Annotated in this window: 31 protein-coding genes and 3 tRNA genes; all 34 read right to left on the bottom strand. The window is 61.3% G+C overall.

All coding sequences use genetic code 11. The features are described 5' to 3' along the window. Nucleotides 1–4 precede the first annotated feature (4 nt). The 34 genes from rplR to CWS72_RS24425 all read right to left on the bottom strand — a co-directional run bounded on the left by rplR (nucleotide 5) and on the right by CWS72_RS24425 (nucleotide 26,427). Nucleotides 5–367 (bottom strand): 50S ribosomal protein L18, encoded by a 363-nt coding sequence (gene rplR, locus CWS72_RS24590; protein WP_101253304.1) that lies wholly within the window; start codon nucleotides 365–367, stop codon nucleotides 5–7. Between the two features lie 9 nt (nucleotides 368–376). After that, a complete protein-coding gene (gene rplF, locus CWS72_RS24585) occupies nucleotides 377–910 on the bottom strand; it encodes a 50S ribosomal protein L6 (protein ID WP_101253303.1) in 534 nt (177 codons plus the stop codon). A 12-nt stretch (nucleotides 911–922) separates the two neighbouring features. Next, nucleotides 923–1,318 (bottom strand): 30S ribosomal protein S8, encoded by a 396-nt coding sequence (gene rpsH / locus CWS72_RS24580; protein WP_101253302.1) that lies wholly within the window; start codon nucleotides 1,316–1,318, stop codon nucleotides 923–925. A gap of 12 nt (nucleotides 1,319–1,330) precedes the next feature. After that, nucleotides 1,331–1,636 carry a 30S ribosomal protein S14 gene (rpsN, locus tag CWS72_RS24575; protein ID WP_101253301.1) on the bottom strand — a complete coding sequence of 102 codons (306 nt, stop codon included), beginning with the start codon at nucleotides 1,634–1,636 and terminating at the stop codon, nucleotides 1,331–1,333. Between the two features lie 25 nt (nucleotides 1,637–1,661). Beyond that, nucleotides 1,662–2,204: a 50S ribosomal protein L5 gene (gene rplE, locus CWS72_RS24570; protein WP_199175956.1), complete on the bottom strand. Its 543-nt coding sequence runs from the start codon at nucleotides 2,202–2,204 to the stop codon at nucleotides 1,662–1,664. 14 nt (nucleotides 2,205–2,218) lie between these two features. After that, entirely contained in the window at nucleotides 2,219–2,539 is a 321-nt protein-coding gene (gene rplX, locus CWS72_RS24565) for a 50S ribosomal protein L24 (RefSeq protein WP_241911880.1), read from the bottom strand. Beyond that, nucleotides 2,536–2,904 (bottom strand): 50S ribosomal protein L14, encoded by a 369-nt coding sequence (gene rplN / locus CWS72_RS24560; RefSeq protein WP_101253298.1) that lies wholly within the window; start codon nucleotides 2,902–2,904, stop codon nucleotides 2,536–2,538. The genes rplX and rplN overlap by 4 nt, the downstream gene beginning before the upstream one ends. A 37-nt stretch (nucleotides 2,905–2,941) precedes the next feature. Beyond that, nucleotides 2,942–3,187, bottom strand: a complete 246-nt coding sequence (rpsQ, locus tag CWS72_RS24555; RefSeq protein ID WP_101253297.1) for a 30S ribosomal protein S17 — start codon at nucleotides 3,185–3,187, stop codon at nucleotides 2,942–2,944. Between the two features lie 13 nt (nucleotides 3,188–3,200). Further along, the gene (gene rpmC / locus CWS72_RS24550; RefSeq protein ID WP_101253296.1) at nucleotides 3,201–3,401 is read right to left on the bottom strand and encodes a 50S ribosomal protein L29; all 201 of its coding nucleotides are present in this window, start codon (nucleotides 3,399–3,401) and stop codon (nucleotides 3,201–3,203) included. Between the two features lie 2 nt (nucleotides 3,402–3,403). After that, entirely contained in the window at nucleotides 3,404–3,823 is a 420-nt protein-coding gene (rplP, locus tag CWS72_RS24545; protein ID WP_101253295.1) for a 50S ribosomal protein L16, read from the bottom strand. 17 nt (nucleotides 3,824–3,840) lie between these two features. Then, nucleotides 3,841–4,539: a 30S ribosomal protein S3 gene (rpsC, locus tag CWS72_RS24540; protein WP_101253294.1), complete on the bottom strand. Its 699-nt coding sequence runs from the start codon at nucleotides 4,537–4,539 to the stop codon at nucleotides 3,841–3,843. After that, the gene (gene rplV, locus CWS72_RS24535) at nucleotides 4,539–4,934 is read right to left on the bottom strand and encodes a 50S ribosomal protein L22 (RefSeq protein WP_101253293.1); all 396 of its coding nucleotides are present in this window, start codon (nucleotides 4,932–4,934) and stop codon (nucleotides 4,539–4,541) included. Before rplV ends, rpsC begins: the two co-directional genes overlap by 1 nt. A gap of 4 nt (nucleotides 4,935–4,938) precedes the next feature. Then, a complete protein-coding gene (rpsS, locus tag CWS72_RS24530; protein WP_101253292.1) occupies nucleotides 4,939–5,217 on the bottom strand; it encodes a 30S ribosomal protein S19 in 279 nt (92 codons plus the stop codon). Between the two features lie 11 nt (nucleotides 5,218–5,228). Continuing rightward, nucleotides 5,229–6,059 carry a 50S ribosomal protein L2 gene (gene rplB / locus CWS72_RS24525; protein ID WP_101253291.1) on the bottom strand — a complete coding sequence of 277 codons (831 nt, stop codon included), beginning with the start codon at nucleotides 6,057–6,059 and terminating at the stop codon, nucleotides 5,229–5,231. 4 nt (nucleotides 6,060–6,063) lie between these two features. Further along, nucleotides 6,064–6,372, bottom strand: coding sequence for a 50S ribosomal protein L23 (locus tag CWS72_RS24520; protein WP_101253290.1), 309 nt, complete (start codon nucleotides 6,370–6,372; stop codon nucleotides 6,064–6,066). Then, nucleotides 6,369–6,989: a 50S ribosomal protein L4 gene (gene rplD / locus CWS72_RS24515; RefSeq protein WP_101253289.1), complete on the bottom strand. Its 621-nt coding sequence runs from the start codon at nucleotides 6,987–6,989 to the stop codon at nucleotides 6,369–6,371. The genes CWS72_RS24520 and rplD overlap by 4 nt, the downstream gene beginning before the upstream one ends. A 5-nt stretch (nucleotides 6,990–6,994) precedes the next feature. Then, entirely contained in the window at nucleotides 6,995–7,741 is a 747-nt protein-coding gene (gene rplC / locus CWS72_RS24510; RefSeq protein ID WP_101253288.1) for a 50S ribosomal protein L3, read from the bottom strand. A gap of 10 nt (nucleotides 7,742–7,751) precedes the next feature. Next, complete coding sequence (gene rpsJ, locus CWS72_RS24505; protein ID WP_101253331.1) at nucleotides 7,752–8,060, bottom strand: 30S ribosomal protein S10; 309 nt, start codon at nucleotides 8,058–8,060, stop codon at nucleotides 7,752–7,754. Nucleotides 8,061–8,137: 77 nt separating this feature from the next. Then, nucleotides 8,138–9,328, bottom strand: a complete 1,191-nt coding sequence (gene tuf / locus CWS72_RS24500; protein ID WP_101253277.1) for an elongation factor Tu — start codon at nucleotides 9,326–9,328, stop codon at nucleotides 8,138–8,140. 31 nt (nucleotides 9,329–9,359) lie between these two features. Next, on the bottom strand, nucleotides 9,360–11,438 hold the full coding sequence (fusA, locus tag CWS72_RS24495) for an elongation factor G (RefSeq protein ID WP_101253287.1): 2,079 nt from the start codon (nucleotides 11,436–11,438) through the stop codon (nucleotides 9,360–9,362). Nucleotides 11,439–11,462: 24 nt separating this feature from the next. Then, nucleotides 11,463–11,933 (bottom strand): 30S ribosomal protein S7, encoded by a 471-nt coding sequence (gene rpsG / locus CWS72_RS24490; RefSeq protein ID WP_101253286.1) that lies wholly within the window; start codon nucleotides 11,931–11,933, stop codon nucleotides 11,463–11,465. A 12-nt stretch (nucleotides 11,934–11,945) separates the two neighbouring features. Further along, a complete protein-coding gene (gene rpsL, locus CWS72_RS24485; protein WP_101253285.1) occupies nucleotides 11,946–12,317 on the bottom strand; it encodes a 30S ribosomal protein S12 in 372 nt (123 codons plus the stop codon). Nucleotides 12,318–12,816: 499 nt separating this feature from the next. Further along, nucleotides 12,817–16,992: a DNA-directed RNA polymerase subunit beta' gene (gene rpoC, locus CWS72_RS24480; protein ID WP_101253284.1), complete on the bottom strand. Its 4,176-nt coding sequence runs from the start codon at nucleotides 16,990–16,992 to the stop codon at nucleotides 12,817–12,819. A gap of 73 nt (nucleotides 16,993–17,065) precedes the next feature. Next, nucleotides 17,066–21,235: a DNA-directed RNA polymerase subunit beta gene (gene rpoB, locus CWS72_RS24475; RefSeq protein WP_101253283.1), complete on the bottom strand. Its 4,170-nt coding sequence runs from the start codon at nucleotides 21,233–21,235 to the stop codon at nucleotides 17,066–17,068. Between the two features lie 255 nt (nucleotides 21,236–21,490). After that, the gene (rplL, locus tag CWS72_RS24470; protein ID WP_101253282.1) at nucleotides 21,491–21,868 is read right to left on the bottom strand and encodes a 50S ribosomal protein L7/L12; all 378 of its coding nucleotides are present in this window, start codon (nucleotides 21,866–21,868) and stop codon (nucleotides 21,491–21,493) included. 48 nt (nucleotides 21,869–21,916) lie between these two features. Continuing rightward, nucleotides 21,917–22,435 carry a 50S ribosomal protein L10 gene (gene rplJ / locus CWS72_RS24465; protein ID WP_101253330.1) on the bottom strand — a complete coding sequence of 173 codons (519 nt, stop codon included), beginning with the start codon at nucleotides 22,433–22,435 and terminating at the stop codon, nucleotides 21,917–21,919. A gap of 313 nt (nucleotides 22,436–22,748) precedes the next feature. Continuing rightward, nucleotides 22,749–23,441, bottom strand: coding sequence for a 50S ribosomal protein L1 (gene rplA / locus CWS72_RS24460; protein ID WP_101253281.1), 693 nt, complete (start codon nucleotides 23,439–23,441; stop codon nucleotides 22,749–22,751). Between the two features lie 4 nt (nucleotides 23,442–23,445). Then, complete coding sequence (gene rplK, locus CWS72_RS24455; protein WP_101253280.1) at nucleotides 23,446–23,874, bottom strand: 50S ribosomal protein L11; 429 nt, start codon at nucleotides 23,872–23,874, stop codon at nucleotides 23,446–23,448. 149 nt (nucleotides 23,875–24,023) lie between these two features. Next, a complete protein-coding gene (nusG, locus tag CWS72_RS24450; protein WP_101253279.1) occupies nucleotides 24,024–24,554 on the bottom strand; it encodes a transcription termination/antitermination protein NusG in 531 nt (176 codons plus the stop codon). Between the two features lie 2 nt (nucleotides 24,555–24,556). Continuing rightward, entirely contained in the window at nucleotides 24,557–24,754 is a 198-nt protein-coding gene (secE, locus tag CWS72_RS24445) for a preprotein translocase subunit SecE (RefSeq protein ID WP_101253278.1), read from the bottom strand. Between the two features lie 54 nt (nucleotides 24,755–24,808). Next, a tRNA-Trp gene (locus CWS72_RS24440) sits at nucleotides 24,809–24,884 on the bottom strand. 98 nt (nucleotides 24,885–24,982) lie between these two features. Next, nucleotides 24,983–26,173, bottom strand: coding sequence for an elongation factor Tu (gene tuf, locus CWS72_RS24435; protein WP_101253277.1), 1,191 nt, complete (start codon nucleotides 26,171–26,173; stop codon nucleotides 24,983–24,985). Nucleotides 26,174–26,225: 52 nt separating this feature from the next. Further along, nucleotides 26,226–26,299 (bottom strand) — tRNA-Gly (locus CWS72_RS24430). Nucleotides 26,300–26,341: 42 nt separating this feature from the next. After that, nucleotides 26,342–26,427: transfer RNA gene (locus tag CWS72_RS24425), tRNA-Tyr, on the bottom strand. Nucleotides 26,428–26,622 lie beyond the last annotated feature (195 nt).

Genomic DNA, 26,622 nt, shown 5'->3' with positions numbered 1-26,622 from the left:
CCCTTTAGAACGACAGCCCGCTCTCGCGAGCGGCATCGGCCAGGGCCTTGACCCGACCATGATAAATATAACCCCCGCGGTCGAACACCACCTCGGTGATGCCGGCTTTGACGGCCCGTTCGGCAATCAGCTTGCCGACACTGGCTGCAGCGGCGGAATCGGCACCCGTCTTCAGCGCGCTCTTGAGCTCGGTCTCAAGTGACGAGGCGGCCGCCAGAGTGGTGCCCTTCACGTCATCGATGATCTGAGCATAGATATGCTTGGACGAACGGAACACCGACAGGCGCGGACGACCACCAGCCTTCTTGCGAAGAGCGATGCGGTTGCGCTGCTGGCGGCGCAGGAAAAGATCTTTCGGCGACAACATGGCGCGGCCCTACTTCTTCTTACCTTCCTTGCGGAGGATGGTTTCAGTCTCGTACTTGACGCCCTTGCCCTTGTAAGGCTCGGGGCCACGATACGCACGGATCTCGGCGGCGATCTGGCCGACCCTCTGACGATCCTTCCCAGTGATCGAGACGCTGGTGGGCTTCTCGCACTTGATGGTCACGTCATCGGGGATCGGATAGTTCACGTCATGGGAGAAACCGAGCTGCAGCTGCAGAACCTTGCCCTGCACAGCCGCGCGGTAGCCGACGCCGTTGATCTCCAGATTGACGGTGAAGCCTTCCGAGACACCCTTGACCATGTTGTTGATCAGGGCGCGCGTGGTGCCCCACATCATGCGGGCGCGCTTGGTTTCAGCCTTCGGCTTCACCCACACGTGGTTTCCGTCCAGGGTGGTTTCCACGTCGTCGACAATCTGCAGCGCCGAAACGCCCAACTTGCCTTTCACGGAAACCTCGGCCCCTGAGACGGTGACGGTGACGCCGTTTGGCACCACCACCGGATATTTACCGACTCGCGACATCTCGGAGCGCTCCTAGAACACTTGGCAGAGGACCTCGCCGCCAACATTGGCAGCGCGGGCCTCGGCATCGGACATCACACCGCGGGGCGTCGAGAGGATCGAGATGCCCAAACCATTGGACACCTTCGGCAGATCCTTGATCCTCGAATAGACCCGGCGGCCCGGCTTGGAAACGCGGGAGATCTCACGGATCACCGGAGCGCCTTCGTGATACTTGAGCTCGATGGTCAGCTCAGACACGCCGGTACGCTGCTCGGCTTCCGAATAACCGCGGATATAACCTTCGCGCTTCAAAACCTCGAGCACGTTGGCACGGAGACGGGACGCTGGCGCGGTCACTTTGGCCTTCTTGGCCATTTGACCATTGCGAATACGCGTCAGCATATCCCCAAGGGGATCGGTCATCATCTTCGACGTCTCCTACCAGCTCGACTTAACCATACCGGGGATCTGGCCCTTGGAGCCAAGTTCCCGCAGCTGGATACGGCATAGTTTGAATTTGCGGTAGTTTCCGCGCGGACGACCGGTCACCGCACAACGCAGGCGAACGCGGGTGGCCGAAGAATTACGCGGCAACTCTGCCATTTTCAGCGCGGCCTCGAAGCGTTCTTCAAGGGTCACACTCTGGTTCATCAGGACGGCCTTCAGCTTAGCGCGGCGGTTCGCGTACTGCTTGGCCAGCTTCTCGCGCTTCTTGTTGCGCTCAACGGAGCTAGTTTTTGCCATTGCCTTACTTTCTTTCCAACCGGCTTTAAGCGACGAAAGGCATGTCGAATGCCTTGAGGAGAGCTTTGCACTCCTCGTCCGAATCGGCCGTCGTCACGAACACGATGTCCATACCACGCACGCGATCGACGCGGTCGTAGTTGATCTCCGGGAACACCAGTTGTTCCTTAAGGCCCAGGGCATAATTACCCCGACCGTCGAAGCTCTTGCCGTTGACACCCCGGAAGTCGCGCACGCGCGGCAGGGCGATAGTGATCAAACGGTCGAGGAATTCGTACATGCGGTCCTTGCGCAAGGTCACCTTGCAGCCAACCACCTGATTTTCGCGCAGCTTGAAGCCGGCGATGGAATTCTTCGCCCGGGTCACCACCGGCTTCTGTCCCGCAATGGCGGTCAGATCGGCGATGGCACCTTCGATCTTCTTGGCATCCTGGGCGGCTTCACCGACGCCCATGTTGATGACGATCTTTTCGAGACGAGGAACCTGCAGGGGGTTCTGATACTTGAACTGCTCCTGCAGACCCTTCTTCACGACGTTATCGTAATGTTCACGCAAACGCGCGGCCATGGTCATAAGCTCCCTTAGCGATCGATCTGCTCGCCCGAACGACGGGCGATGCGGACCTTGCGTCCATCCTCGAGGGTCTTGAAGCCGACGCGGGTGGCCTCGTTGCTCTTGGGATCGACCAGCGCGACGTTCGAAACGTGAATGGCGCCTTCAAGTTTGACCAAACCGCCCTGACTGGTCATCGAGGGCTTCGAGTGCTTGGTCAGCACATTGACGCCCTGAACGACGAGGCGATTATCCTGAGGCAGAACGCGAAGAACTTCGCCCTTCTTGCCTTTGTCCTTGCCGGCGATCACGACAACCTGATCGCCCTTCTTCACCTTCGCGGCCATCACAACACCTCGGGCGCCAGGGAGATGATCTTCATGTACTTCTTCGCGCGGAGCTCACGGGTCACCGGGCCAAAGATGCGGGTGCCAATCGGCTCGCCCTGCTTGTTGATCAGCACGGCGGCATTGCGGTCGAACCGGATGGCCGAGCCATCGGGACGACGGATCTCCTTGGCGGTACGCACGATCACCGCACGGTGAACGTCGCCCTTCTTGACGCGGCCCCGCGGGATCGCGTCCTTGATCGAGACGACGATCACATCGCCGACATTGGCGATGGTGCGGTGGGAGCCACCAAGGACCTTGATGCACTGCACCCGGCGGGCACCCGAATTATCGGCGACGTCCAGGTTGGTTTGCATCTGGATCATATGCTCTTCCTTTCCTCAGACTTTGCGAACCGGGCCGTTAGGCCTGGACCGCGTCGTCAGCGATTACCGTCCAGCACTTGTTCTTCGAAATCGGGCGGCACTCTTCGATCCGCACGACATCGCCGACCTTGGCGCTGTTGGTCTCATCATGGGCGCTGTACTTCTTCGAGCGCCGAATGAACTTCTTATAAACGGGGTGCATGACACGCCGCTCGACACGGACGACGACGGTCTTGTCCATGGCGTCGGAGACCACCACACCCTGCAGAATGCGCTTAGGCATCGTTCAAAACCTCCTAAACCGCGGCGCGGGTTTTTTCGCCGAGGATCGTCTTGATGGTCGCGATCTCGCGGCGCACCTGACGCACCCGGGCGGTGTTCTCCAACTGGCCAGAGGCCCGCTGGAAACGCAGATTGAATTGTTCTTTCTTCAACTCGACGAGCTGCTCGGACAACTGATCGGCAGTCTTCGTCTTCAAGTCGGCGGCTTTTACCATGATCAAGCCTCCCCAGCCAAGCGTTGCACGAACTTGGTCTTGATCGGCAGCTTGGCGGCGGCCAGAGCGAAGCCCTGGCGAGCGATATCCTCGGCCACGCCGTCCACCTCGAAGATGATCCGGCCAGGCGCCACACGCGCCGTCCAATATTCCGGCGCACCCTTACCGGAACCCATGCGGACTTCGGCAGGCTTGGTCGACACGGGCAGATCCGGGAAAATCCGGATCCACACACGCCCCTGGCGCTTCATGTGGCGGGTCAGCGCGCGACGAGCGGCCTCGATCTGGCGCGCGGTCAGGCGCTCCGGCTCAAGAGCCTTCAGGCCATAGGCGCCGAAGTTCAATTCGAAACCGCCCTTGGCCAGGCCGTGGATACGGCCCTTGTGCGCTTTGCGGTATTTCGTACGTTTCGGACTAAGCATTTCCGGTCACTCTCGTGTTAGCGCCCAGCGGCTTCGCGGGACGTCGTCGGTTGCCCCTCGAGGGCGCGCTTGTCCTGCGCCATCGGATCATGCGCCATGATCTCGCCCTTGAAGACCCACACTTTGACACCGCAGGTGCCATAGGTCGTCTTGGCGGTGGCCACGCCGTAATCGACGTCGGCGCGCAGGGTGTGAAGCGGCACGCGGCCTTCGCGATACCATTCCATGCGGGCGATCTCAGCCCCGCCCAGACGGCCGGAGCAGTTGATCCGGATGCCCTGGGCGCCCAGGCGCATGGCGCCCTGCACGGCCCGCTTCATGGCACGGCGGAAAGCGACGCGGCGTTCGAGCTGCTGGGCAATGTTCTCGGCGACCAACTGGGCGTCCAGTTCCGGCTTGCGGATCTCGACGATGTTGAGATGCACCTCGTTGCCGGTCATCTTGGAGAGCGCCTTGCGCAACACCTCGATGTCCGCGCCCTTCTTACCGATCACCACGCCCGGACGGGCGGTGTGGATGGTCACCCGGGCCTTCTTGGCCGGACGCTCGATGACGACGCGAGAGACGCCCGCCTGGACCAGCTTGCCACGCAGAAACTCGCGCAGCTTCAAATCCTCGTGAAGCAACTTGGCGTAATCATCGTCGGCGTACCAGCGGGAATCCCAGGTCCGGTTAATGCCGAGGCGAAGCCCGATCGGATTGACTTTCTGACCCATTACGCCTTCTCCTCGCCAACGCTTTCTTCGCGTTCGCGAACAATCACCGTCAAATTGCTGAACGGCTTCACGATATGACCGACACGACCACGGGCACGGGCGCTGAAGCGCTTCATCACCATGGCCTTGCCGACGAACGCCTCGGCGACCACCAGACGATCGACGTCGAGCTGATGGTTGTTCTCGGCATTGGCGATGGCCGACTGCAACACCTTCTTGACGTCCTGCGCGATACGGCGCCGAGAGAAGGTCAACTGAGCCAGGGCGGCCTCGGCCTTGAGGCCGCGGATCGACTGCGCCACAAGGTTGAGCTTGCGCGGGCTGGTACGGATAGTGGCGGCGAAGGCCTGAGCCTCATTGTCCGCCAAATCGCGCGGAGCGGTTTTCTTGCTCATGGCCTTACTTCCTCTTCGCCTTCTTGTCCACGGCATGGCCGTAGTAGGTGCGAGTCGGCGAGAATTCGCCGAACTTATGGCCGACCATGTTCTCCGTCACCAGCACCGGAATGTACTTCTGGCCGTTATGCACGCCAAAAGTCAGACCGACGAACTGCGGAAGAATTGTCGAACGCCGCGACCAAATCTTGATTACTTCGTTGCGTCCCGAAGACCGCGCCTTCTCAGCCTTCTTGAGAAGGAAGCCGTCGACGAAGGGACCTTTCCAAACGGAACGAGCCACACGTCCCTCCTTTACTTAGTCTGCTGGCGACGGCGCATGATCAGCTGATCCGTCTTCTTGTTGTTGCGAGTCTTCTTGCCCTTGGTCGGCTTGCCCCACGGAGTGACCGGATGACGGCCTCCCGAAGTGCGTCCCTCGCCACCACCATGCGGATGGTCGACGGGGTTCATGGCCACGCCGCGGACATGCGGACGGCGGCCCAGCCAACGAGAACGGCCAGCCTTACCCAGGTTGATGTTCTGTTGGTCGGGGTTGGACACCGCGCCGATGGTCGCCATGCATTCGCCACGGACCATGCGGAGCTCACCGGAGGCCAGACGGATCTGGGCGTAACCCTGATCCTTGCCCACCAGCTGGACGTAAGTTCCGGCGGAACGAGCCAATTGGCCGCCCTTGCCAGCCTTCATCTCCACATTGTGGACGATGGTGCCGACCGGAATGTTCTTCAGCGGCAACGCGTTGCCCGGCTTGATATCGGCCTTCGCGCTGGCGACGATCTGATCGCCGGCGGCCAGACGCTGCGGCGCCAGGATGTAGGACAACTGACCGTCTTCATAACGCACCAGGGCGATGAAGGCGGAGCGGTTGGGATCATACTCCAGACGCTCGACCGTCGCCGGAACATCGAACTTGTTCCGCTTGAAATCGATCAGGCGATAGCGGCGCTTGTGCCCGCCGCCACGGAACCGGACGGTCACGCGACCGGTGCTGTTGCGCCCGCCCTGGGAGCGCAGACCTTCGGTCAGCGACTTCTCGGGCTTGCCCTTCCACAGATCGGAACGATCGACGATAACCAGCTGGCGCTGGCTCGGCGTCGTCGGCTTAAAACTTTTTAGCGGCATTGCCTCAGACCCCCGTCGTCACGTCGATCGACTGACCTTCGGCCAGCGACACGATCGCTTTCTTGTAGTCGCTGCGCTTGCCGACAAAACCCTTGAACCGCTTGGTCTTGCCCAGCTGGCGAAGCGTGTTGACCGCCGTCACCTTGACGCTGAACACGGCTTCAACCGCCGCGGCGATCTCGCCCTTGGAGGCGTCGAGCGGCACGCGGAAGGTGACCTGGTTGTGTTCCGAAGCGAGCGTCGCCTTTTCGGTGATCACCGGCGAGCGAACGATGTCGTAGGCCCGCGCCTTGCTGATCTGCGCCATCTTCATTTCAGTCGGGCCTCCAGGGCCTGAACGGCGTCCGTGGTCAGGACCAGGGTGTCGCGCCGCAGAATGTCATAGACGTTGGCTCCCTGGCTCGGCAGCACGTCGATGAAGGGGATGTTGCGGGAGGCGAGCGCGAAGTTCACGTTCAGCTCGGCACCATCGATGAACAGGGCGTTGGCCAAGTTGAGCTTCGAAAGCTGCGCGGCCAGGGCCTTGGTCTTCGGCGACTCGGCCGTGGCCTTGTCGAGAACGACCAGCTTGCCGTCAGCCGCCTTGGAGGACAAAGCCACCTTGAGGGCCAGAACGCGGACCTTCTTGGTCAGGTCATGCGCATGGGAGCGCACCACCGGGCCAAAGATCACCCCGCCGCCACGGAACTGCGCGCTGCGCAAGGATCCCTGACGGGCGCGACCGGTGCCCTTCTGGTTATAGGGCTTCTTGGTGGTCCCGGAGACTTCCCAAATCTGCTTGGTCTTGTGGTTTCCCGACCGGCGCTTGGCGAGCTGATAATTCACCATGCGGGCCAGGATGTCGCGGCGGACCGCGACCCCGAACACCTCGTCGGCCAGCTCAATGGAGCCGACGTTCTTGGCTTCGAGATTAACGACGTCGATCTTCATCGCGCTCAATCCTTCTGCGCTTCGGCGCCGTCGGCGGCCGGAGCGGCTTCGGTGGCGGGTTGGGCAGGCAGGGCGCTTGCCGACTTGATCCCGGCGGGGAACGGAACACCGGCGGGCAACGCCTTTTTCACGGCATCGCGCACCAGCACCCAACCGCCCTGGGAACCGGGAATGGCTCCCTTGACCAGGATCAGGCCGCGGGCCTCGTCGGTGGAAACCACCGTGAGGCTCTGCGTGGTCACCTGGACATCGCCCATGTGCCCGGCCATCTTCTTACCCTTGAAGACCTTGCCGGGATCCTGGCGCTGACCGGTGGAACCATGCGAGCGGTGCGACACGGACACGCCGTGTGACGCTTCGAGGCCACGGAAGTTGTGCCGCTTCATACCGCCGGCGAAGCCCTTGCCGATGGTGGTGCCGGTCACGTCGACATACTGCCCGGCAACGAAGTGGGAGGCCGAAAGTTCGGTCCCGACTTCAAGCAGAGCGTCGGAAGTGACGCGGAATTCCACGACCTTCTTGGAGGGCTCGACCTTGGCAACGGCGAATTGGCCGCGCTGAGCCTTGTTCACGTTCTTGACCTTCGAAAGGCCATAACCCAACTGCACGGCCGTATAGCCGTCTTTTTCCTCAGAGCGGGTCGAGACCACCTTAACGGTGTCGACCTTCAGCACGGTGACGGGCACGTGGGTGCCGTCCTCGGTGAAGATTCTGGTCATGCCGACCTTCTGGGCGATGAGACCGGATCGCATCGTCTATTCCTTACAACTTAATCTCGACATCGACGCCGGCGGCGAGATCCAGCTTCATCAACGCATCGACGGTCTGGGGCGTCGGATCGACGATGTCCAGGAGCCGCTTATGCGTACGGATTTCGAACTGCTCGCGCGACTTCTTATCGATGTGGGGCGAACGGTTCACGGTAAACTTCTCGATCTGGGTGGGCAGGGGAATCGGCCCACGCACCTGCGCACCCGTGCGCTTGGCGGTGTTGACGATCTCACGCGTGGACTGGTCCAGCACGCGATGATCGAACGCCTTCAAGCGGATGCGAATGTTTTGACTGTCCATTTTCTCGTCCAGTTCTTCCACCGGCTCCGCCCATCAACGGGCGGAGCCGGGGTTTATGCCATTACTAATCGCGGAAATCACTCAATAATTGACGCAACCACGCCGGCGCCGACGGTACGACCGCCTTCGCGGATGGCGAAGCGCAAACCTTCGTCCATGGCGATCGGGGCGATCAGCGTCACCACCATCGACACGTTGTCGCCCGGCATCACCATTTCGGTGCCTTCGGGAAGATCGACCGTCCCGGTCACGTCCGTGGTCCGGAAGTAGAACTGCGGACGATAGTTGGTGAAGAACGGAGTATGACGACCGCCCTCTTCCTTCGTCAGCACATAGGCCTCGGCCTTGAACTTCGTGTGCGGCGTGATCGACCCGGGAGCCGCCAGAACCTGGCCGCGCTCGACGTCTTCACGCTTGGTGCCGCGCAGCAGCGCGCCGATGTTGTCGCCGGCCTCGCCCTGGTCCAAGAGCTTGCGGAACATTTCAACGCCGGTCACCGTCGTCTTCACCGTCGGCTTGATACCGACGATCTCGACTTCCTCACCGACCTTGACCACGCCACGCTCGACACGGCCCGTCACCACCGTGCCGCGACCCGAGATCGAGAAAACGTCCTCGATCGGCATCAGGAACGGACGGTCCTTCGGGCGCTCCGGCTGCGGAATGTAGGCGTCGACCGCCTTCATCAGCTCCAGGATCGCCTCGCGGCCCAGCGCCGGCTCGCGGTCTTCCAACGCACAGAGCGCCGAGCCCTTGACGATCGGAATCTCGTCGCCGGGGAAATCATAGGACGACAGAAGCTCGCGGAGCTCCAGCTCGACCAATTCCACCAGTTCCGGATCGTCGACCATGTCCATCTTGTTCATGAACACGACCAGCGCCGGCACGCCGACCTGACGGGCCAGCAGAATGTGCTCGCGGGTCTGCGGCATCGGGCCGTCGGCCGCCGAAACCACCAGGATCGCTCCGTCCATCTGCGCCGCGCCGGTGATCATGTTCTTCACATAATCGGCGTGACCGGGGCAGTCGACGTGCGCATAGTGACGGTTCTGGGTCTCGTATTCGACGTGCGCCGTCGAAATCGTGATACCACGCGCCTTCTCTTCCGGCGCCTTGTCGATCTGGTCGTACGCCGTGAAGGTCGCGCCGCCGGTCTCTGCCAGCACCTTGGTGATCGCAGCGGTCAGCGAGGTCTTCCCATGGTCAACGTGGCCGATCGTGCCGACGTTGCAATGCGGCTTCGTCCGCTCAAACTTTGCCTTGGCCATTTGTCAAAACTCCGTCTTCAATCCAATGAGGTCAGCCGGCCAGCTTGGCGCGGATTTCTTCGGACACATTTGCCGGCACTTCGGAATAGTGATCGAAGTGCATGCTGTATTGGGCGCGCCCCTGGCTCATCGAGCGCAGGGTATTCACATAGCCGAACATATTGGCCAGCGGCACCATCGCCTCGATGACACGGGCGTTGCCACGGCTGTCCATGCCGTTGACTTGACCGCGACGGCTGTTCAGGTCGCCGATGACGTCACCCATGTATTCTTCCGGCGTCACCACCTCGACCTTCATCATCGGCTCGAGGAGCTTCGGACCGGCCTTGGCGATGCCTTCGCGGAAAGCGGCGCGGGCGGCGATTTCGAAGGCGAGCACGCTGGAGTCGACGTCATGGTAGGCGCCGTCATAAAGCGTGGCCTTGAAATCGACCATCGGGAAACCGGCCAACACGCCGTTCTCCATCGACGACCGCAGTCCCTTTTCGACGCCGGGGACATATTCCTTCGGTACCGTTCCGCCGACGACGGCGTTGGTGAAGGAGAAGCCGGCCCCGGCCTCGTTCGGCTCGAAGCGGATCTTGACGCGGGCGAACTGTCCCGAGCCACCGGTCTGCTTCTTATGGGTGTAGTCGCATTCATAGGTCTTCGAGATGGTCTCGCGATACGCCACCTGCGGCGCACCGACATTGGCCTCGACCTTGAACTCGCGCTTCATGCGGTCGACGATGATTTCGAGATGAAGCTCGCCCATCCCCTTGATCACCGTCTGGCCCGACTCGGCATCGGAGGTCACGCGGAAGGACGGATCCTCGGCGGCCAAGCGCGCCAGAGCCATGCCCATCTTTTCCTGGTCGGCCTTGGTTTTCGGCTCGACGGCGACTTCGATGACCGGCTCGGGGAACTCCATGCGCTCCAGGATGACCAAGTCATCCGGCGAACACAGCGTATCGCCCGTGGTGGTGTCCTTCAGGCCGGCGAAGGCGACGATATCGCCGGCGCGGGCTTCCTTGATTTCCTCACGGGAGTTGGCGTGCATCAGCAGCATGCGGCCGACGCGCTCGCGCTTGTCCTTCACCGTGTTCTGAATGTAGGTCCCGGCCTCGACGATGCCCGAATAGATGCGCACGAAGGTCAGCGAACCCACGAAGGGGTCGTTCATGATCTTGAAGGCCAAGCCGGCGAAAGGCTCGTCGTCGGTGGCGTGCTTGGCGATCTCGATCTCAGTGCCGGCCTTGACACCCTTGATGGCGGGAATATCGAGCGGCGCCGGCAGATAATCGACGACGGCGTCCAGCAGCGGCTGAACGCCCTTGTTCTTGAAGGCCGATCCGCACAGCACGGGCACGAAGGACATCGCAATGGTGCCCTTGCGGATGCACCGCTTCAGCGTCTCTTCGTCAGGCTCCTTGCCGTCGAGATAGGCTTCCATGGCGGCGTCGTCCATCTCGACGGCCATTTCAAGGAGATCGTGACGATATTGCGCGGCCTTTTCGACCAGATCGTCCGGGATCGGACGATCTTCGAATTCGGCGCCCAGGCTTTCGTCTTTCCAGATGACCGCGGTATTGCGGACGAGGTCGACGAGCCCGGCATATTCGGCTTCCTCGCCGATCGGCAGATGAAGGACCAGCGGGCGGGCGCCCAGGCGATCCTTGATCATGTCGACGCAGCGATAAAAATTCGCGCCGATACGGTCCATCTTATTGACGAAGCAAATGCGCGGCACGCCATATTTGTCGGCCTGACGCCACACCGTCTCGGACTGCGGCTCGACGCCGGCCACCGAGTCGAACACCGTCACCGCGCCATCAAGGACGCGCAAGGACCGCTCGACTTCGATGGTGAAGTCGACGTGGCCGGGCGTGTCGATGATGTTGATGCGGTGGTCGCGCCAGAACGCCGTGGTCGCGGCCGAAGTGATGGTGATCCCCCGCTCCTGCTCCTGCTCCATCCAGTCCATGGTGGCGGTGCCTTCGTGCACTTCGCCGATCTTATAGGACTTTCCGGTGTAGTAGAGGATCCGCTCGGTCGTCGTCGTCTTACCGGCATCGATGTGGGCCATGATGCCGATATTGCGATAACGATCGAGGGGGGTTTGGCGTGCCATTTTGCTTCCCGTAATCTGAACTGATTACCAGCGATAATGGGAGAAGGCCTTATTGGCCTCCGCCATACGATGCGTATCTTCGCGCTTCTTGACGGCGGCGCCACGATTGTTGGCGGCATCCGAAAGCTCACCCGAGAGACGGTCGACCATGGTGGTCTCGCCGCGCTTGCGGGCATTGTCGATCAACCAGCGGATGGCCAGAGCCTGCCGACGGTCGGTCCGCACTTCCACGGGCACCTGGTAGGTGGCGCCGCCGACACGACGGGAGCGAACCTCAAGGGAGGGCTTCACATTGTCGAGAGCGGTATGGAACACCGTCAAGGCATCCTGGCCGAGCTTCTTCTCGACCTGCTCGAGAGCGCCATAGACGATGGCTTCGGCGTTCGACTTCTTACCGTCGAACATCAGGCAATTCATGAATTTGGTCAGCACGATATCGCCATATTTGGCGTCGGGCAGAACTTCGCGCTTAAGAGCGGCGTGACGACGAGACATGGTCGATTATCCTTACTTCGGACGCTTGGCGCCGTACTTCGAACGGCGTTGACGACGGTCTTTCACACCCTGGGTATCCAGTGTGCCGCGGATGATGTGGTAACGAACGCCGGGAAGATCCTTGACGCGGCCGCCGCGGATCATCACCACGGAATGTTCCTGAAGGTTATGGCCTTCACCGGGGATGTAGCTGGTGACTTCGAAACCATTGGTCAGACGCACACGGGCCACCTTACGAAGTGCCGAGTTCGGCTTCTTCGGAGTGGTCGTATAGACGCGCGTGCAGACACCGCGCTTCTGCGGACAGGCCTGGAGAGCCGGAACCTTATTGCGCTCCACCTCTGGCTCGCGCGGCTTGCGGATCAACTGGTTAATCGTCGGCATACATCATTTCCTTTGCCAAGGTAGGCGCAACAATAAAAAACACCCTTCGGAGCCCAAGGCGTCCGGGGCTTATTTCGGGTGTCTAACGCCGACCCGTCCGGCGTTTCGAATGTGGTTCGAGAGTTCGAAGAAGCAGCGTCTAGGCTGCTCACCTACCACCAGCTCTTCGAGAGGGCCGGATAATAGGGACGGCTCGGCAACCCGTCAAGCGATTCTATATCGCATTGCGATTCTTTAGTGAAATTTCGCAATGATCACAATTGGAGAATTAATACGTCCAATAGAAGGATATTCCAGTAACTTTATATTCGCCCAAGAACCCGGGGGGCGCAGTTTTCCTGGGTCCTTCGATTTTAGCCCGATCACCCCACCCGCGGAACGGAAAAGGGCCCCCGCCGATGACGGGAGCCCTTCCGGTATTTCAACCGACGATCTGGAACCACCAGGACCGGGGCGATAGATCGCACGCCCCATCCCGAAGCCACCGACCGGTGTTGACCTACTCCGCCGGAGGCGGTGCCGCTTCGCTGCTGGCGAGGGCTGGGGTCGCGCTCTCCTGCTCCCCTTCCGGTCCCTGCAGCTCGCGGTCGCGCTTGGCGGCGACCTCCTTCATACGGTTCATCACCGCACCGGTTCCCGCCGGGATCAGGCGGCCGACGATGACGTTCTCCTTCAAGCCCATCAGGCTGTCGATCTTGCCGGAGACGGCAGCCTCCGTCAGCACGCGGGTCGTTTCCTGGAACGACGCCGCGGAGATGAAGGAATGGGTCTGCAGGCTCGCCTTGGTGATACCCTGCAGAACCGGGTTGCCGGTAGCCGGGCGTCCCTGCTCCTTGATCACCTTGTTGTTCTCCGCCTCGAAATCATGGCGGTCGATCTGCTCGCCGACCAGGAAGGTGCTGTCGCCGCCGTCGGTGATCTCAACCTTCTGCAGCATCTGGCGAACGATCACCTCGATGTGCTTGTCGTTGATCTTCACGCCCTGCAGACGATAGACCTCCTGGATCTCGTTGATGAGATAGTTGGCCAGCGCCTCGACGCCCAACACCTTCAAGATGTCGTGCGGCACGGGATTACCGTCCATCAGCGGATCGCCCTTGCGGACGTAATCGCCTTCCTGCACGGAGATATGCTTGCCCTTGGGGATCAGATATTCGATCGGATCTCCGTCCTCCGGCACCACCAGGATGCGGCGCTTGGACTTGTAATCCTTTCCGAATTCGACACGACCGTCGATGTCGGAAATGATCGCGTGATCCTTCGGCTTGCGGGCCTCGAAGAGTTCGGCGACGCGTGGCAGACCACCGGTGATGTCACGGGTCTTCGACGATTCGCGCGGGATGCGGGCCAACACGTCACCGGCGTTGACCTGCTGACCGTTCTCGACGGACAGGATGGCGTCCACCGACATGAAGTAGCGGGCTTCCAGGCCGTTGCCGAGCTGGATGATCTCCCCCGTCTCGTCGCGCAGCGTGATCCTAGGACGAAGATCGGAACCGCGCGGCTGCTGCTTCCAGTCGACCACCACCTTGCTGGTGATGCCGGTCGCCTCGTCGAGCACCTCGCGGACCGACAGGCCCTCCACCAGATCGATGTAGTTGGCGATACCTTCGCGTTCGGTGAGGATCGGCAGGGTGAAGGGATCCCACTCGGCGAGTTTGGTTCCCTTGGCCACCATTTGTCCATCATCGACCAGCAACCGGGCGCCATAGGGCACACGATGGCGGGCCTTCTCACGGCCGTTGGCGTCGGTCAGCACCATTTCGCAATTTCGCGACATCACGACGGTCTGGCCGGCGGAATTGACGACGACACTGCGGTTGAGGATCTGAACCTTGACCTCGAAGGCCGATTCGATGCTCGACTGTTCGGCGCCACGCTGCGCCGCACCGCCGATATGGAAGGTACGCATGGTCAACTGGGTGCCGGGCTCGCCGATCGACTGGGCGGCGATAACGCCGACCGCCTCGCCGACGTTGACCTTGGTACCGCGGGCCAGGTCACGGCCGTAGCAGGCCGCGCAAGTTCCGGTTTCGGCCTCGCAGGTCAGGACCGAACGGATACCGACGCTCTCGATCCCGGCCGCCTCGATGATTTCCACCAGGCTTTCGTCGATCAGGTCGCCGGCGTCGCAGATGGTCTCGCCGGTCGCCGGATTGATCACCGGACGCGACGCGGTGCGTCCGAGGATACGCTCGCCCAGCGTGGCGATGACCTCGCCGCCGTCCACCACCGGAGTCACCGTGAGGCCGCGGGTCGTGCCGCAATCCTCTTCGACGATGATGGCGTCCTGGGCGACGTCGACCAGACGACGGGTCAGATAACCCGAGTTGGCCGTCTTCAACGCGGTATCGGCCAGACCCTTACGGGCACCGTGGGTGGAGTTGAAGTACTCCAGAACGGTGAGGCCTTCCTTGAAGTTCGAGATGATCGGCGTTTCGATGATTTCGCCCGAGGGCTTGGCCATCAGGCCGCGCATGCCGGCGAGCTGCTTCATCTGGGCCGCCGAACCGCGAGCGCCGGAATGAGCCATCATATAGACCGAGTTGATCGGCTTGCCGGGCTTCGGCGTGCTGATTTCCTTCATCATGGCGTCAGCCACGTCGTCGGTGCACTTCGACCAGGCGTCGACCACCTTGTTGTATTTCTCGCCCTGGGTGATCAGGCCGTCCTGGTACTGCTGCTCGTATTCCTTCACCTGGGTCTCTGTCTCACCCACCATGGCCTTCTTGGAGGTCGGGATGACCAGATCGTCCTTGCCGAAGGAAATGCCGGCGCGGCAGGCGTGGGCATAACCCAACCCCATGATGCGGTCGGCGAAAATCACCGTCTCCTTCTGACCGCAATGGCGGTAGACGATATCGATGACGTTCTGGATGTCCTTCTTGGTCAGCAGCCGGTTGATCAGCGAGAAGGGCACCTTCGGATGACGCGGCAGCACCTCGGAGAGCAGCATGCGGCCAGCCGTGGTCTCCACCCGGACGGTGATCGGGTTGTTATTCTCGTCGACCGTCTTGTAGCGGCACTTGACCTTCGCATGCAGGCTGACGGCCTTGGCATCCAGCGCCTGCTGGATCTCGCCGACATGGGAGAAGGTCATGCCTTCGCCCACTTCGCCGGGACGCTCCATGGTGATGTAGTAGATACCGAGAACGATATCCTGGGACGGCACGATGATCGGCTTGCCGTTGGCGGGCGAGAGGATGTTGTTGGTCGACATCATCAGCACACGGGCTTCCAACTGGGCTTCCAGCGAAAGCGGCACATGGACGGCCATCTGGTCGCCGTCGAAGTCGGCATTGAAGGCGGTGCAGACCAGCGGATGCAGTTGGATGGCCTTGCCTTCGATCAGGGTGGGCTCGAAGGCCTGGATGCCCAAGCGGTGCAACGTCGGCGCGCGGTTCAGCATCACCGGGTGCTCGCGGATCACCTCTTCGAGGATGTCCCACACCTCGGGGCGTTCCTTCTCGACCATGCGCTTGGCGGCCTTGATGGTGGTGGCCATGCCGTACAGCTCAAGCTTCGAATAGACGAAGGGCTTGAACAGCTCCAGCGCCATCTTCTTGGGCAAACCGCATTGATGCAGCTTGAGCTCCGGCCCGACGGTGATCACCGAGCGGCCGGAATAGTCGACGCGCTTGCCGAGCAGGTTCTGACGGAAGCGGCCCTGCTTGCCCTTCAGCATGTCGGAAAGCGACTTCAGCGGACGCTTGTTGGCCCCCGTGATCGCACGGCCGCGACGGCCGTTGTCGAACAGGGCGTCGACCGCCTCCTGCAACATGCGCTTCTCGTTGCGCACGATGATGTCGGGGGCGCGCAACTCGATGAGGCGCTTCAGACGGTTGTTACGGTTGATGACGCGGCGGTACAGATCGTTCAGATCCGACGTGGCGAACCGGCCGCCGTCCAGCGGAACCAGGGGGCGCAGCTCCGGCGGAATGACCGGAATCACCTCAAGGATCATCCATTCGGGGCGGGAATCGGATTCGAGGAACGCCTCGACCAGCTTGAGGCGCTTGACCAGCTTCTTGCGCTTGGCTTCCGAGGTCGTCTCTCGCAGTTCGACCTTCAGCCGCTCATTCTCGGTATGCAGGTCGATGGCCTCCAGCATGATGCGGATGGCCTCGGCGCCGATACCGGCCGAGAAGTTGTCCTCGCCATATTCGTCGACCGCCCGCTGATATTGCTCCTCGGAAAGGAGCTCATGCAGCTTTAGGGGCGTCAGACCCGGCTCGGTGACGACATAGTTCTCGAAATAAAGAATGCGCTCCAGATCCTTGAGCGTCATGTCGATCAGAAGACCGATACGGCTGGGCAGGGATTTCAGGAACCAGATATGCGCCACCGGCGAGGCCAATTCGATATGGCCCATGCGCTCGCGGCGCACCTTGGCGAGCGTCACCTCGACGCCGCACTTTTCGCAGATGATGCCGCGATATTTCATGCGCTTGTACTTGCCGCACAAGCATTCGTAGTCCTTGATCGGGCCAAAGATGCGGGCGCAGAACAGACCGTCGCGCTCCGGCTTGAAGGTCCGGTAATTGATGGTTTCAGGCTTCTTGATCTCGCCGTAGGACCAGGAACGGATACGCTCCGGGCTGGCGATGGCGATTTGGATCTGGTCGAAGGCCTGCGTGCCGCTGGCTTGACCAAAGATCTTCATCAATTCGTTCATGAGCTTGACTCTCCCGCTCTGGGCCTCTTGAAGGGTGGGAGAGCCTCGAATGAGGCCCTCCCGTCCGCCTGAATTAGTAGCTGCGCTGGTTCAATTCGACATTGAGACCGAGCGAGCGCAGTTCCTTGACCAGCACGTTGAACGATTCGGGGATACCGGCCTCGAAGGTATCGTCGCCGCGGACGATGGCCTCGTAGACCTTGGTACGACCCGATACGTCGTCCGACTTCACCGTCAGCATTTCCTGCAGCGTATAGGCGGCACCATAGGCTTCGAGAGCCCAGACCTCCATTTCGCCGAAACGCTGACCGCCGAACTGCGCCTTGCCGCCCAACGGCTGCTGGGTGACCAGCGAGTATGGACCGATGGACCGGGCATGGATCTTGTCGTCGACCAGATGGTGCAGCTTCAACATATAGATGTAGCCGACGGTAACCTGACGATCGAACTGCTCGCCGGTACGTCCGTCCACCAGGGAGACCTGACCGGAGGAGGCCAATCCGGCCTTTTCCAGCATGGTCACGATGTCGGGCTCGCGCGCTCCGTCGAAGACCGGCGTCGCCATCGGCACGCCGGGCCGGAGGTTCTCGCCCATCTCCAGGATTTCCTTGTCCGAGAGATCGGCAATGTCCTCCTGGTAGTTCTTCACGCCGTAGATGTCCTCGAGACGATCACGCAGGTTGCCCATGGTCTCCACCTGCCGCTTGATGCCATCGACCATCTCGCCGATCTGCCGGCCGAGGTTGGACGACGCCCAGCCCAGATGGGTCTCGAGGATCTGTCCGATGTTCATGCGCGAAGGCACGCCCAAAGGATTGAGCACGATGTCGACCGCCTGGCCATCCTCAAGATAAGGCATGTCCTCGACCGGCATGATGCGCGAAATCACGCCCTTGTTGCCGTGACGTCCGGCCATCTTGTCGCCCGGCTGCAGCTTGCGCTTCACCGCAACGAAGACCTTGACCATCTTCATCACGCCGGGCGGGAGCTCGTCGCCCCGCTGCAGCTTCTCGACCTTGTCCTCGAAGCGCTTCTGCAGACGGTCGACACCCTCGTCGAACGACCGCTTCAGGGATTCGATATCGCCCATCACCGCATCGTTCTCGATGGCGATGCCGCGCCACTGGCTCTGGTGCGCGCTGGCCAGGATCTCTTCGGTGAGCGGAGCGCCCACTTTCAAGCCCTTCGGGCCATTGACCACGATCTGGCTGACCAACAGATTCTTCAGACGGTCGTAGAAGGACCGCTCCAGAATCAGCCGTTCGTCGTCCCGATCCTTGGCCAAACGCTCGATTTCGGCCCGCTCGATGGCGAGCGCGCGCTCGTCCTTCTCGACGCCGCGGCGCGAGAACACGCGGACCTCGACGATCGTGCCGGCGACACCCGGGGGCAGACGCAAGCTGGTATCACGGACGTCCGAGGCCTTTTCACCGAAAATGGCCCGGAGCAGTTTCTCTTCCGGGGTCATCGGGCTTTCACCCTTCGGCGTCACCTTGCCGACCAGGATATCGCCCGGCTTCACCTCGGCACCGATGTAAACGATACCGGCCTCGTCAAGATTCTTCAGGGCCTCCTCACCGACGTTGGGAATGTCGCGGGTGATTTCCTCCTGGCCGAGCTTGGTATCGCGGGCCATGACCTCGAACTCCTCGATATGGATCGAGGTGAAGACGTCATCGCGCACGATGCGCTCGGAGATGAGGATGGAGTCCTCGAAGTTGTAGCCGTTCCAGGGCATGAAGGCGACCAACACGTTACGGCCCAGGGCCAACTCGCCCAATTGGGTGCTGGGTCCGTCAGCGATGATGTCGCCGTTCGAGACATAGTCGCCCACCTTCACCAGCGGACGCTGGGTGATGCAGGTGTTCTGGTTCGAACGCTGGAATTTCAGCAGGTTGTAGATATCGACGCCGGAAGCCGAGGCCACCGTTTCCTCGGTGGCGCGGATGACGATGCGGGTGGCGTCCACCTGATCGACCACGCCGGGACGGCGGGCCGCGATGGCGGCACCCGAATCGCGCGCCACGGCTTGTTCCATGCCGGTGCCGACCAGCGGAGCTTCCGCCCGCAGAAGCGGCACGGCCTGACGCTGCATGTTGGAGCCCATGAGAGCGCGGTTGGCGTCATCGTTCTCAAGGAACGGAATGAGCGCCGCGGCCACGGACACCAGCTGCTTCGGCGAAACGTCGATGAAGTCGATCTCCGCCGAGGGAACCAGCACGAAGTCGCTGCTGCGGCGACAACTGACCAGATCCTCGATGAAGCCGCCTTCCTCGTTCAGCGGCGCGTTGGCCTGAGCGATGGTGTAGCGGCCCTCTTCCATGGCCGACAGATACAAGACCTCGTCGGTCACCTTGCCGTCGACGACGCGACGGTAGGGGCTCTCGATGAAGCCGTACTGATTGACCCGGGCATAGGTGGCCAGAGAGTTGATCAGACCGATATTCGGGCCTTCCGGCGTCTCAATCGGGCAGATCCGTCCGTAATGGGTCGGATGCACGTCGCGCACCTCGAAGCCGGCGCGCTCGCGGGTCAGACCGCCGGGCCCGAGGGCCGACAGGCGCCGCTTGTGGGTGATTTCCGACAAGGGGTTGGTCTGGTCCATGAACTGCGAAAGCTGGGAGGAGCCGAAGAATTCGCGAACCGCCGCCGCTGCCGGCTTGGCATTGATCAGGTCGTGCGGCATCACGGTATCGATGTCGACCGAGGACATGCGTTCACGGATGGCGCGCTCCATGCGGAGCAGACCCAGCCGATACTGGTTCTCCATCAGTTCGCCCACCGAACGGACGCGGCGGTTACCCAGATGGTCGATGTCGTCGATCTCGCCCCGGCCGTCCTTGAGGTCGGTCAGCACCTTGATGACCCCCAGGATGTCTTCCTTCCTGAGCGTGCGGATGGTGTCCGGAACGTCGGTGAAGGCCAGACGCGAGTTCATCTTAACGCGGCCGACGGCCGACAGGTCGTAGCGTTCGCTATCGAAGAACAGGCCCTTGAACAGCGCCTCGGCGGTCTCCAGGGTCGGCGGCTCGCCCGGACGCATGACGCGGTAAATGTCGATCAGGGCTTCTTCGCGGCAAGTATTCTTATCGGCCGCCAGAGTGTTGCGGATGTAAGGGCCGACGTTGATATGGTCGATGGCCAGCGCCGGCAGCTCGACCACGCCGGCCTTTTCGAGATCGGCCAAAAGGGCCGCGGTCAGTTCATCGCCGGCTTCACAGAAGATCTCGCCGCTCTGCTCGTTGATGATGTCCTGCGCCACATAGGAACCGACAAGGTCCTCGATGGCCACGACGATCTCGGTCAGTCCGGCTTCCTTCAGCTTTTTGGCCGTGCGCGGCGTCATCTTGGTGCCGACCTCGGCCACCACCTTGCCGGTTTTGGCATCGATGAGGTCGCTGGTCAGCTTGGCGCCCTTCATGCGCTCGCCGTCGAACACCGTCTTCCAGCCCTGGGCACCATAGGTGAAGATGGTGGTCTCGTAGAAATAATTGAGGATCTCTTCCGAGGACATGCCCCGCACGAGGCTGTGATCGAGCACCTTGGTGCCGGCCTCCTCGCGCAGCTTCGCGGTCGCCAGCGAATCGAGAGCGTAGAGCAGCGTGGTCACCGGCAGCTTGCGCCGACGATCGATGCGGACATAGACCATGTCCTTGGCGTCGAACTCGAAATCGAGCCAGGAGCCGCGATAGGGAATGACCCGGGCGGCAAACAGATATTTGCCCGACGAATGGGTCTTGCCCTTGTCGTGATCGAAGAAGACGCCGGGGCTTCTGTGCATCTGCGAGACGATGACGCGCTCGGTCCCGTTGATGACGAAGGTGCCGTTGGCCGTCATCAGGGGCATGTCGCCCATGTAGACGTCCTGCTCCTTGATGTCACGGATGGACCGTGCGCCGGTTTCCTCGTCGACGTCCCACACCACCAGGCGGAGGGTCACCTTCAAGGGCGCCGCGAAAGTCATGCCGCGCTGCTGGCATTCCTCGACGTCGTATTTCGGCTGCTCCAGTTCGTACTTGACGAATTCCAGGGTGCCGCGCTCAGAGAAGTCCTTGATCGGGAAAACCGATTTGAACACTTCCTGCAAGCCGACGTTGCCACGGGTTTCCGGGGCCGTATCCATCTGTAGGAAATGATCGTAGGAGCTTTTCTGCACCTCGATCAGGTTGGGCATCGGTGCGACCGAAGGAATGCGCCCGAAGTTCTTACGGACACGCTTCCGTCCCGTATAGGATTTAGCCATTGCCGCTCCTCGTAAACTCGTCGGTTAGAGTCCCGTGATATCAGCCCCGCCTCTCGGCGGGGCCATCCCCGGAACGCCCAAGGGCGCCGGGGATGTCATAAATTTCAAAACCAATCGTTCGGACCGGTTCCGGTCCGGCCGCCTTGAAAAGAGGCGGAAACGCAGTCTTTGAACAAGCGACATAAGGCCGGGGTGCGGCGGAGCAAATGCATCCGCCGCCTCCCGACCTTTGTCTGAAGACGCTGTGAAGCGATCTTACTTAACCTCGACCTTTGCACCGGCCTCTTCAAGAACCTTCTTGATCTTCTCGGCTTCGTCCTTGTTGACGCCTTCCTTGACCGGCTTCGGAGCGGCCTCGACCAGGTCCTTGGCTTCCTTCAGGCCCAGACCGGTGATCGCGCGCACTTCCTTGATGACGTTGATCTTCTTGTCGCCGGCATCGGCGAGGATCACGTCAAACTCGGTCTTTTCTTCGGCGGGAGCGGCAGCAGCGGCGGCACCGGCAACGGCCGCGACGGCGACCGGAGCGGCGGCGGAGACACCCCACTTCTCTTCAAGCAACTTCGAAAGCTCGGCCGCTTCGAGAACGGTCAAAGCGGAAAGGTCGTCAACCAATTTGGCAAGATCAGCCATTGTAACTTACTCCAGATAAGGCTTGTTTCCGGGATTGTATAGAGGGCTTCAAGCAGCCTCGTCCTTTTTCGCCTTGGCACTGATGACACGGGCGATTTGTCCGCCCGGGGCCTGCAGCACACCGGCGATACGCGTAGCGGGGGTTTGGATCATGCCCAGCAACTTGGCGCGCAGTTCATCGAGCGACGGCAGAGTGGCCAGCGCTTGCACGCCTTCCACACTCAGCACGTTGTCGCCCAAAGCACCGCCCAAGATGACGAGCTTATCGTTGCCCTTGGCGAAATTCGAAACGGCCTTGGCCGCCGCCACCGGATCCTTCGAATAGGCTATCGCCGTCGGACCAGTGAACAGATTGCCAATGCCTTCAAACTTCGTGCCCGCCAGGGCGAGACGCGTGAGCCGGTTCTTAGTCACCTTGAAACTGGCACCAGCGTCACGAATTTGCCGACGCAGCGCGGTGATCTCGGCCACCGTCAACCCATTGTTATGGGTGACGACGACCACACCGGCCTCGACGAACTTCTCGTGCAACGCTGCGACCAGCTCAGATTTTTCTTTGCGGTCCACGTTGGTCTCCGTAAAAGTGCCGAAAGGCATCAAGCCCCTCGACAACTTCGCCTAGGTCCCACTTCGCCGAACGGGGCGAACCTCGTCCGCCAAAGCGGCACCGGTTGGCCTGTCCCAGAATTCAAGCCGTGGCCGATCGCCCAAACGGGATTTCGGAAACGGTTCGACTCTGTCTATGCGGGCGGTTTCCCTTCAAGCTTCCGGCGAACCGGCAAGCACCAGCAGTCTCGGACAGGTAGTGACCGCCCGGCCGAAGCCCGGCGGCCACCCGGTCTCCGCTTTAAACGGAAACCGGGAATTTCAAAGCCTCGAACTACGCCAAGCTGCCGATATCGAGCTTGACGCCCGGGCCCATGGTCGAGCTCACGGACACCTTCTCAAGGTAGGTGCCCTTGGCTCCCGCCGGACGGGCCTTGTTGATGGCGTCGACGAAAGCCTTGATGTTGGCCACCAGGGCTTCTTCGCTGAAGCTCGCCTTGCCGACGCCGGCATGCACGATTCCGGCCTTCTCGGCGCGGAACTGAACCTGCCCGCCCTTGGCTGCCTTCACGGCCTCACCGACGTTCTGGGTGACGGTGCCGAGCTTCGGGTTCGGCATCAGGCCACGGGGGCCCAGCACCTTACCCAGCCGACCGACCAGACCCATCATGTCCGGAGTGGCGATGCAGCGGTCGAAGTCCATCTTGCCGCCCTGCACTTCCTCGGCCAGTTCCTCGGCGCCGACGAGGTCGGCTCCGGCGGCCTTGGCCTCGTCGGCCTTGGCGCCCTTGGCGAAGACGGCGACGCGGATCGTCTTACCGGTGCCGTTCGGCAGATCGACGACGCCACGCACCATCTGGTCGGCGTGACGGGGATCGATGCCCAGATTGAGCGCGATCTCGATGGTCTCGTCGAACTTGGTGACCGCGGCGCTGGTCTTGATGAGCTTCACGGCGTCGGTGAGAGGATAGAACTTCTCACGGTCGATTCCCGCATAAGCGGACTTGAGGCGCTTACCTACCGACATCGTCTCACTCCACTACCTGAAGGCCCATGGAACGGGCGGAGCCGACGAGCATGGCGGAAGCCGCCTCGACGTCATTGGCGTTCAAATCCTGCATCTTCTTCTCGGCGATCTCGCGAATCTGCGCCATCGTCACCTTGCCGACCGTTCCCTTGCCGGGGGTCTGCGAGCCCTTTTGCAGATTGGCGGCCTTCTTGAGGAAGTAGGACACCGGGGGCGTCTTGGTGATGAAGGAGAAGGTGCGGTCGGCATAGGCGGTGATCACCACCGGAATGGGCATGCCGGGCTCGAGACCTTGAGTCTGCGCGTTGAACGCCTTGCAGAATTCCATAATATTCAGACCGCGCTGACCGAGCGCGGGACCGATCGGCGGCGAAGGATTGGCCTTGCCGGCCGGAACTTGCAGCTTAATAAAGCCGACGATTTTCTTTGCCATTTCATACCTCGGTTCATATCAGCCGGGTGGGCGGTCCGGCCATGGCTGGCCTCCCGCCCCTATTGACCACCCACACCCCGGTGTGCGTCGGTGGCAATTATCCACCCACTCTGCTTCTTTCTAGGAAACAGGGTGGGACGGAAAAAACGCTAAAGCTTCTCGACTTGCGAATATTCCAGTTCGACCGGCGTCGAACGGCCGAAAATCGACACGGCCACCTTGAGGCGGGCCTTCTCCTCGTCGACTTCCTCGACCAAACCGTTGAAGGAGGTGAAGGGCCCGTCGGAAACCCGGACCTGCTCGCCCACCTCGAAGGTGATCGAAGGCTTCGGACGCTCGATACCTTCCTGCACCTGCTTCATGATGCGCTCGGCTTCGGCGTCGGTAATCGGCGATGGACGGCCTTTGCCCCCCAGGAAACCGGTAACCTTCGGCGTATCCTTGACCAGATGCCAGGATTCGTCGTTCAGGTCCATCTTCACCAGGACATAACCGGGGAAGAACTTCCTCTCGGTATTGACCTTGGCGCCGCGACGAACCTCGACGACTTCCTCGACCGGCACCAGGATCTGGTCGAAACGCTCGGCCAAACCTTTCTGGTCGGCTTGCTCACGGATCGACTGAGCAACCTTTTTCTCGAATCCCGAATAAACGTGAATCACATACCAGCGATGGGCCATGGTCAGGCTCCCAGCCCAAAAATCAATTTGACGGCATAGGCGAAGAATTGATCAACGAGCAGAAAAAACACAGAGGCAAGGACCACCATGAGGAAAACCATTCCGGTGGAAATGGTGGTTTCCTTGCGTGACGGCCACGTAACCTTGACAACTTCCTGCCGTACTTGGCGGAGAAACAGGCCTGGATTGATCTTTGCCATAACTACTCGTTTACCTGCACGGCTCGTCGTTTCATCGCCGGACCCGACCAAGAGTGGCAGGAGTGGAGGGGCTCGAACCCCCAACCCCCGGTTTTGGAGACCGGTGCTCTACCAGTTGAGCTACACTCCTAGACCCAAGGCGCCGCCGCTCCGATTGGGAACGACGGCGGGGATGGATCTCGATGGCGACGCCACACCTCTCGGCATGGCGAGCCACGCGTTATATACTTACTCGATGATCGACGCAACCACGCCGGCGCCGACGGTACGACCGCCTTCGCGGATGGCGAAGCGCAAACCTTCGTCCATGGCGATCGGGGCGATCAGCGTCACCACCATCGACACGTTGTCGCCCGGCATCACCATTTCGGTGCCTTCGGGAAGATCGACCGTCCCGGTCACGTCCGTGGTCCGGAAGTAGAACTGCGGACGATAGTTGGTGAAGAACGGAGTATGACGACCGCCCTCTTCCTTCGTCAGCACATAGGCCTCGGCCTTGAACTTCGTGTGCGGCGTGATCGACCCGGGAGCCGCCAGAACCTGGCCGCGCTCGACGTCTTCACGCTTGGTGCCGCGCAGCAGCGCGCCGATGTTGTCGCCGGCCTCGCCCTGGTCCAAGAGCTTGCGGAACATTTCAACGCCGGTCACCGTCGTCTTCACCGTCGGCTTGATACCGACGATCTCGACTTCCTCACCGACCTTGACCACGCCACGCTCGACACGGCCCGTCACCACCGTGCCGCGACCCGAGATCGAGAAAACGTCCTCGATCGGCATCAGGAACGGACGGTCCTTCGGGCGCTCCGGCTGCGGAATGTAGGCGTCGACCGCCTTCATCAGCTCCAGGATCGCCTCGCGGCCCAGCGCCGGCTCGCGGTCTTCCAACGCACAGAGCGCCGAGCCCTTGACGATCGGAATCTCGTCGCCGGGGAAATCATAGGACGACAGAAGCTCGCGGAGCTCCAGCTCGACCAATTCCACCAGTTCCGGATCGTCGACCATGTCCATCTTGTTCATGAACACGACCAGCGCCGGCACGCCGACCTGACGGGCCAGCAGAATGTGCTCGCGGGTCTGCGGCATCGGGCCGTCGGCCGCCGAAACCACCAGGATCGCTCCGTCCATCTGCGCCGCGCCGGTGATCATGTTCTTCACATAATCGGCGTGACCGGGGCAGTCGACGTGCGCATAGTGACGGTTCTGGGTCTCGTATTCGACGTGCGCCGTCGAAATCGTGATACCACGCGCCTTCTCTTCCGGCGCCTTGTCGATCTGGTCGTACGCCGTGAAGGTCGCGCCGCCGGTCTCTGCCAACACCTTGGTGATCGCAGCGGTCAGCGAGGTTTTACCATGGTCAACGTGGCCGATGGTGCCGACGTTGCAATGCGGCTTCGTCCGCTCAAACTTTGCCTTCGCCATTTGTCAAATCCGTCTCGGTTTCTATACGGCCAAATACAAAAAAACTCGTCGATGGAGCGGGTGACGGGAATCGAACCCGCACAACCAGCTTGGAAGGCTGGGGCTCTACCATTGAGCTACACCCGCCGAATTCGGCTTGCCGCACCAAATGGCTCGACAAGAGAAGTATGGTGGAGGGGGTTGGATTTGAACCAACGTAGACATTCGTCGGCAGATTTACAGTCTGCTGCCATTGACCGCTCGGCCACCCCTCCACTGCCGCCTCGGCTAGCCGGTGCGACGGGAAGACGGAACTAAGAGGATTTGGATGCTATTGTCAACCGCAAAAGAGAAGTTAAAAGACAGGTTTACATCCCGGACAGTGCTTAGGTAAGGAACGGGTGTATTAGGTCCCCAGTTGCTCCACTCACGATGAGGTTAAGGAATGAGCCGCCCCCGCCCCCCCGCAC

Source organism: Telmatospirillum siberiense, from assembly GCF_002845745.1.
Lineage (GTDB): Bacteria > Pseudomonadota > Alphaproteobacteria > Rhodospirillales > Magnetospirillaceae > Telmatospirillum > Telmatospirillum siberiense.
This window is presented reverse-complemented; position numbering and strand designations above follow the sequence as displayed.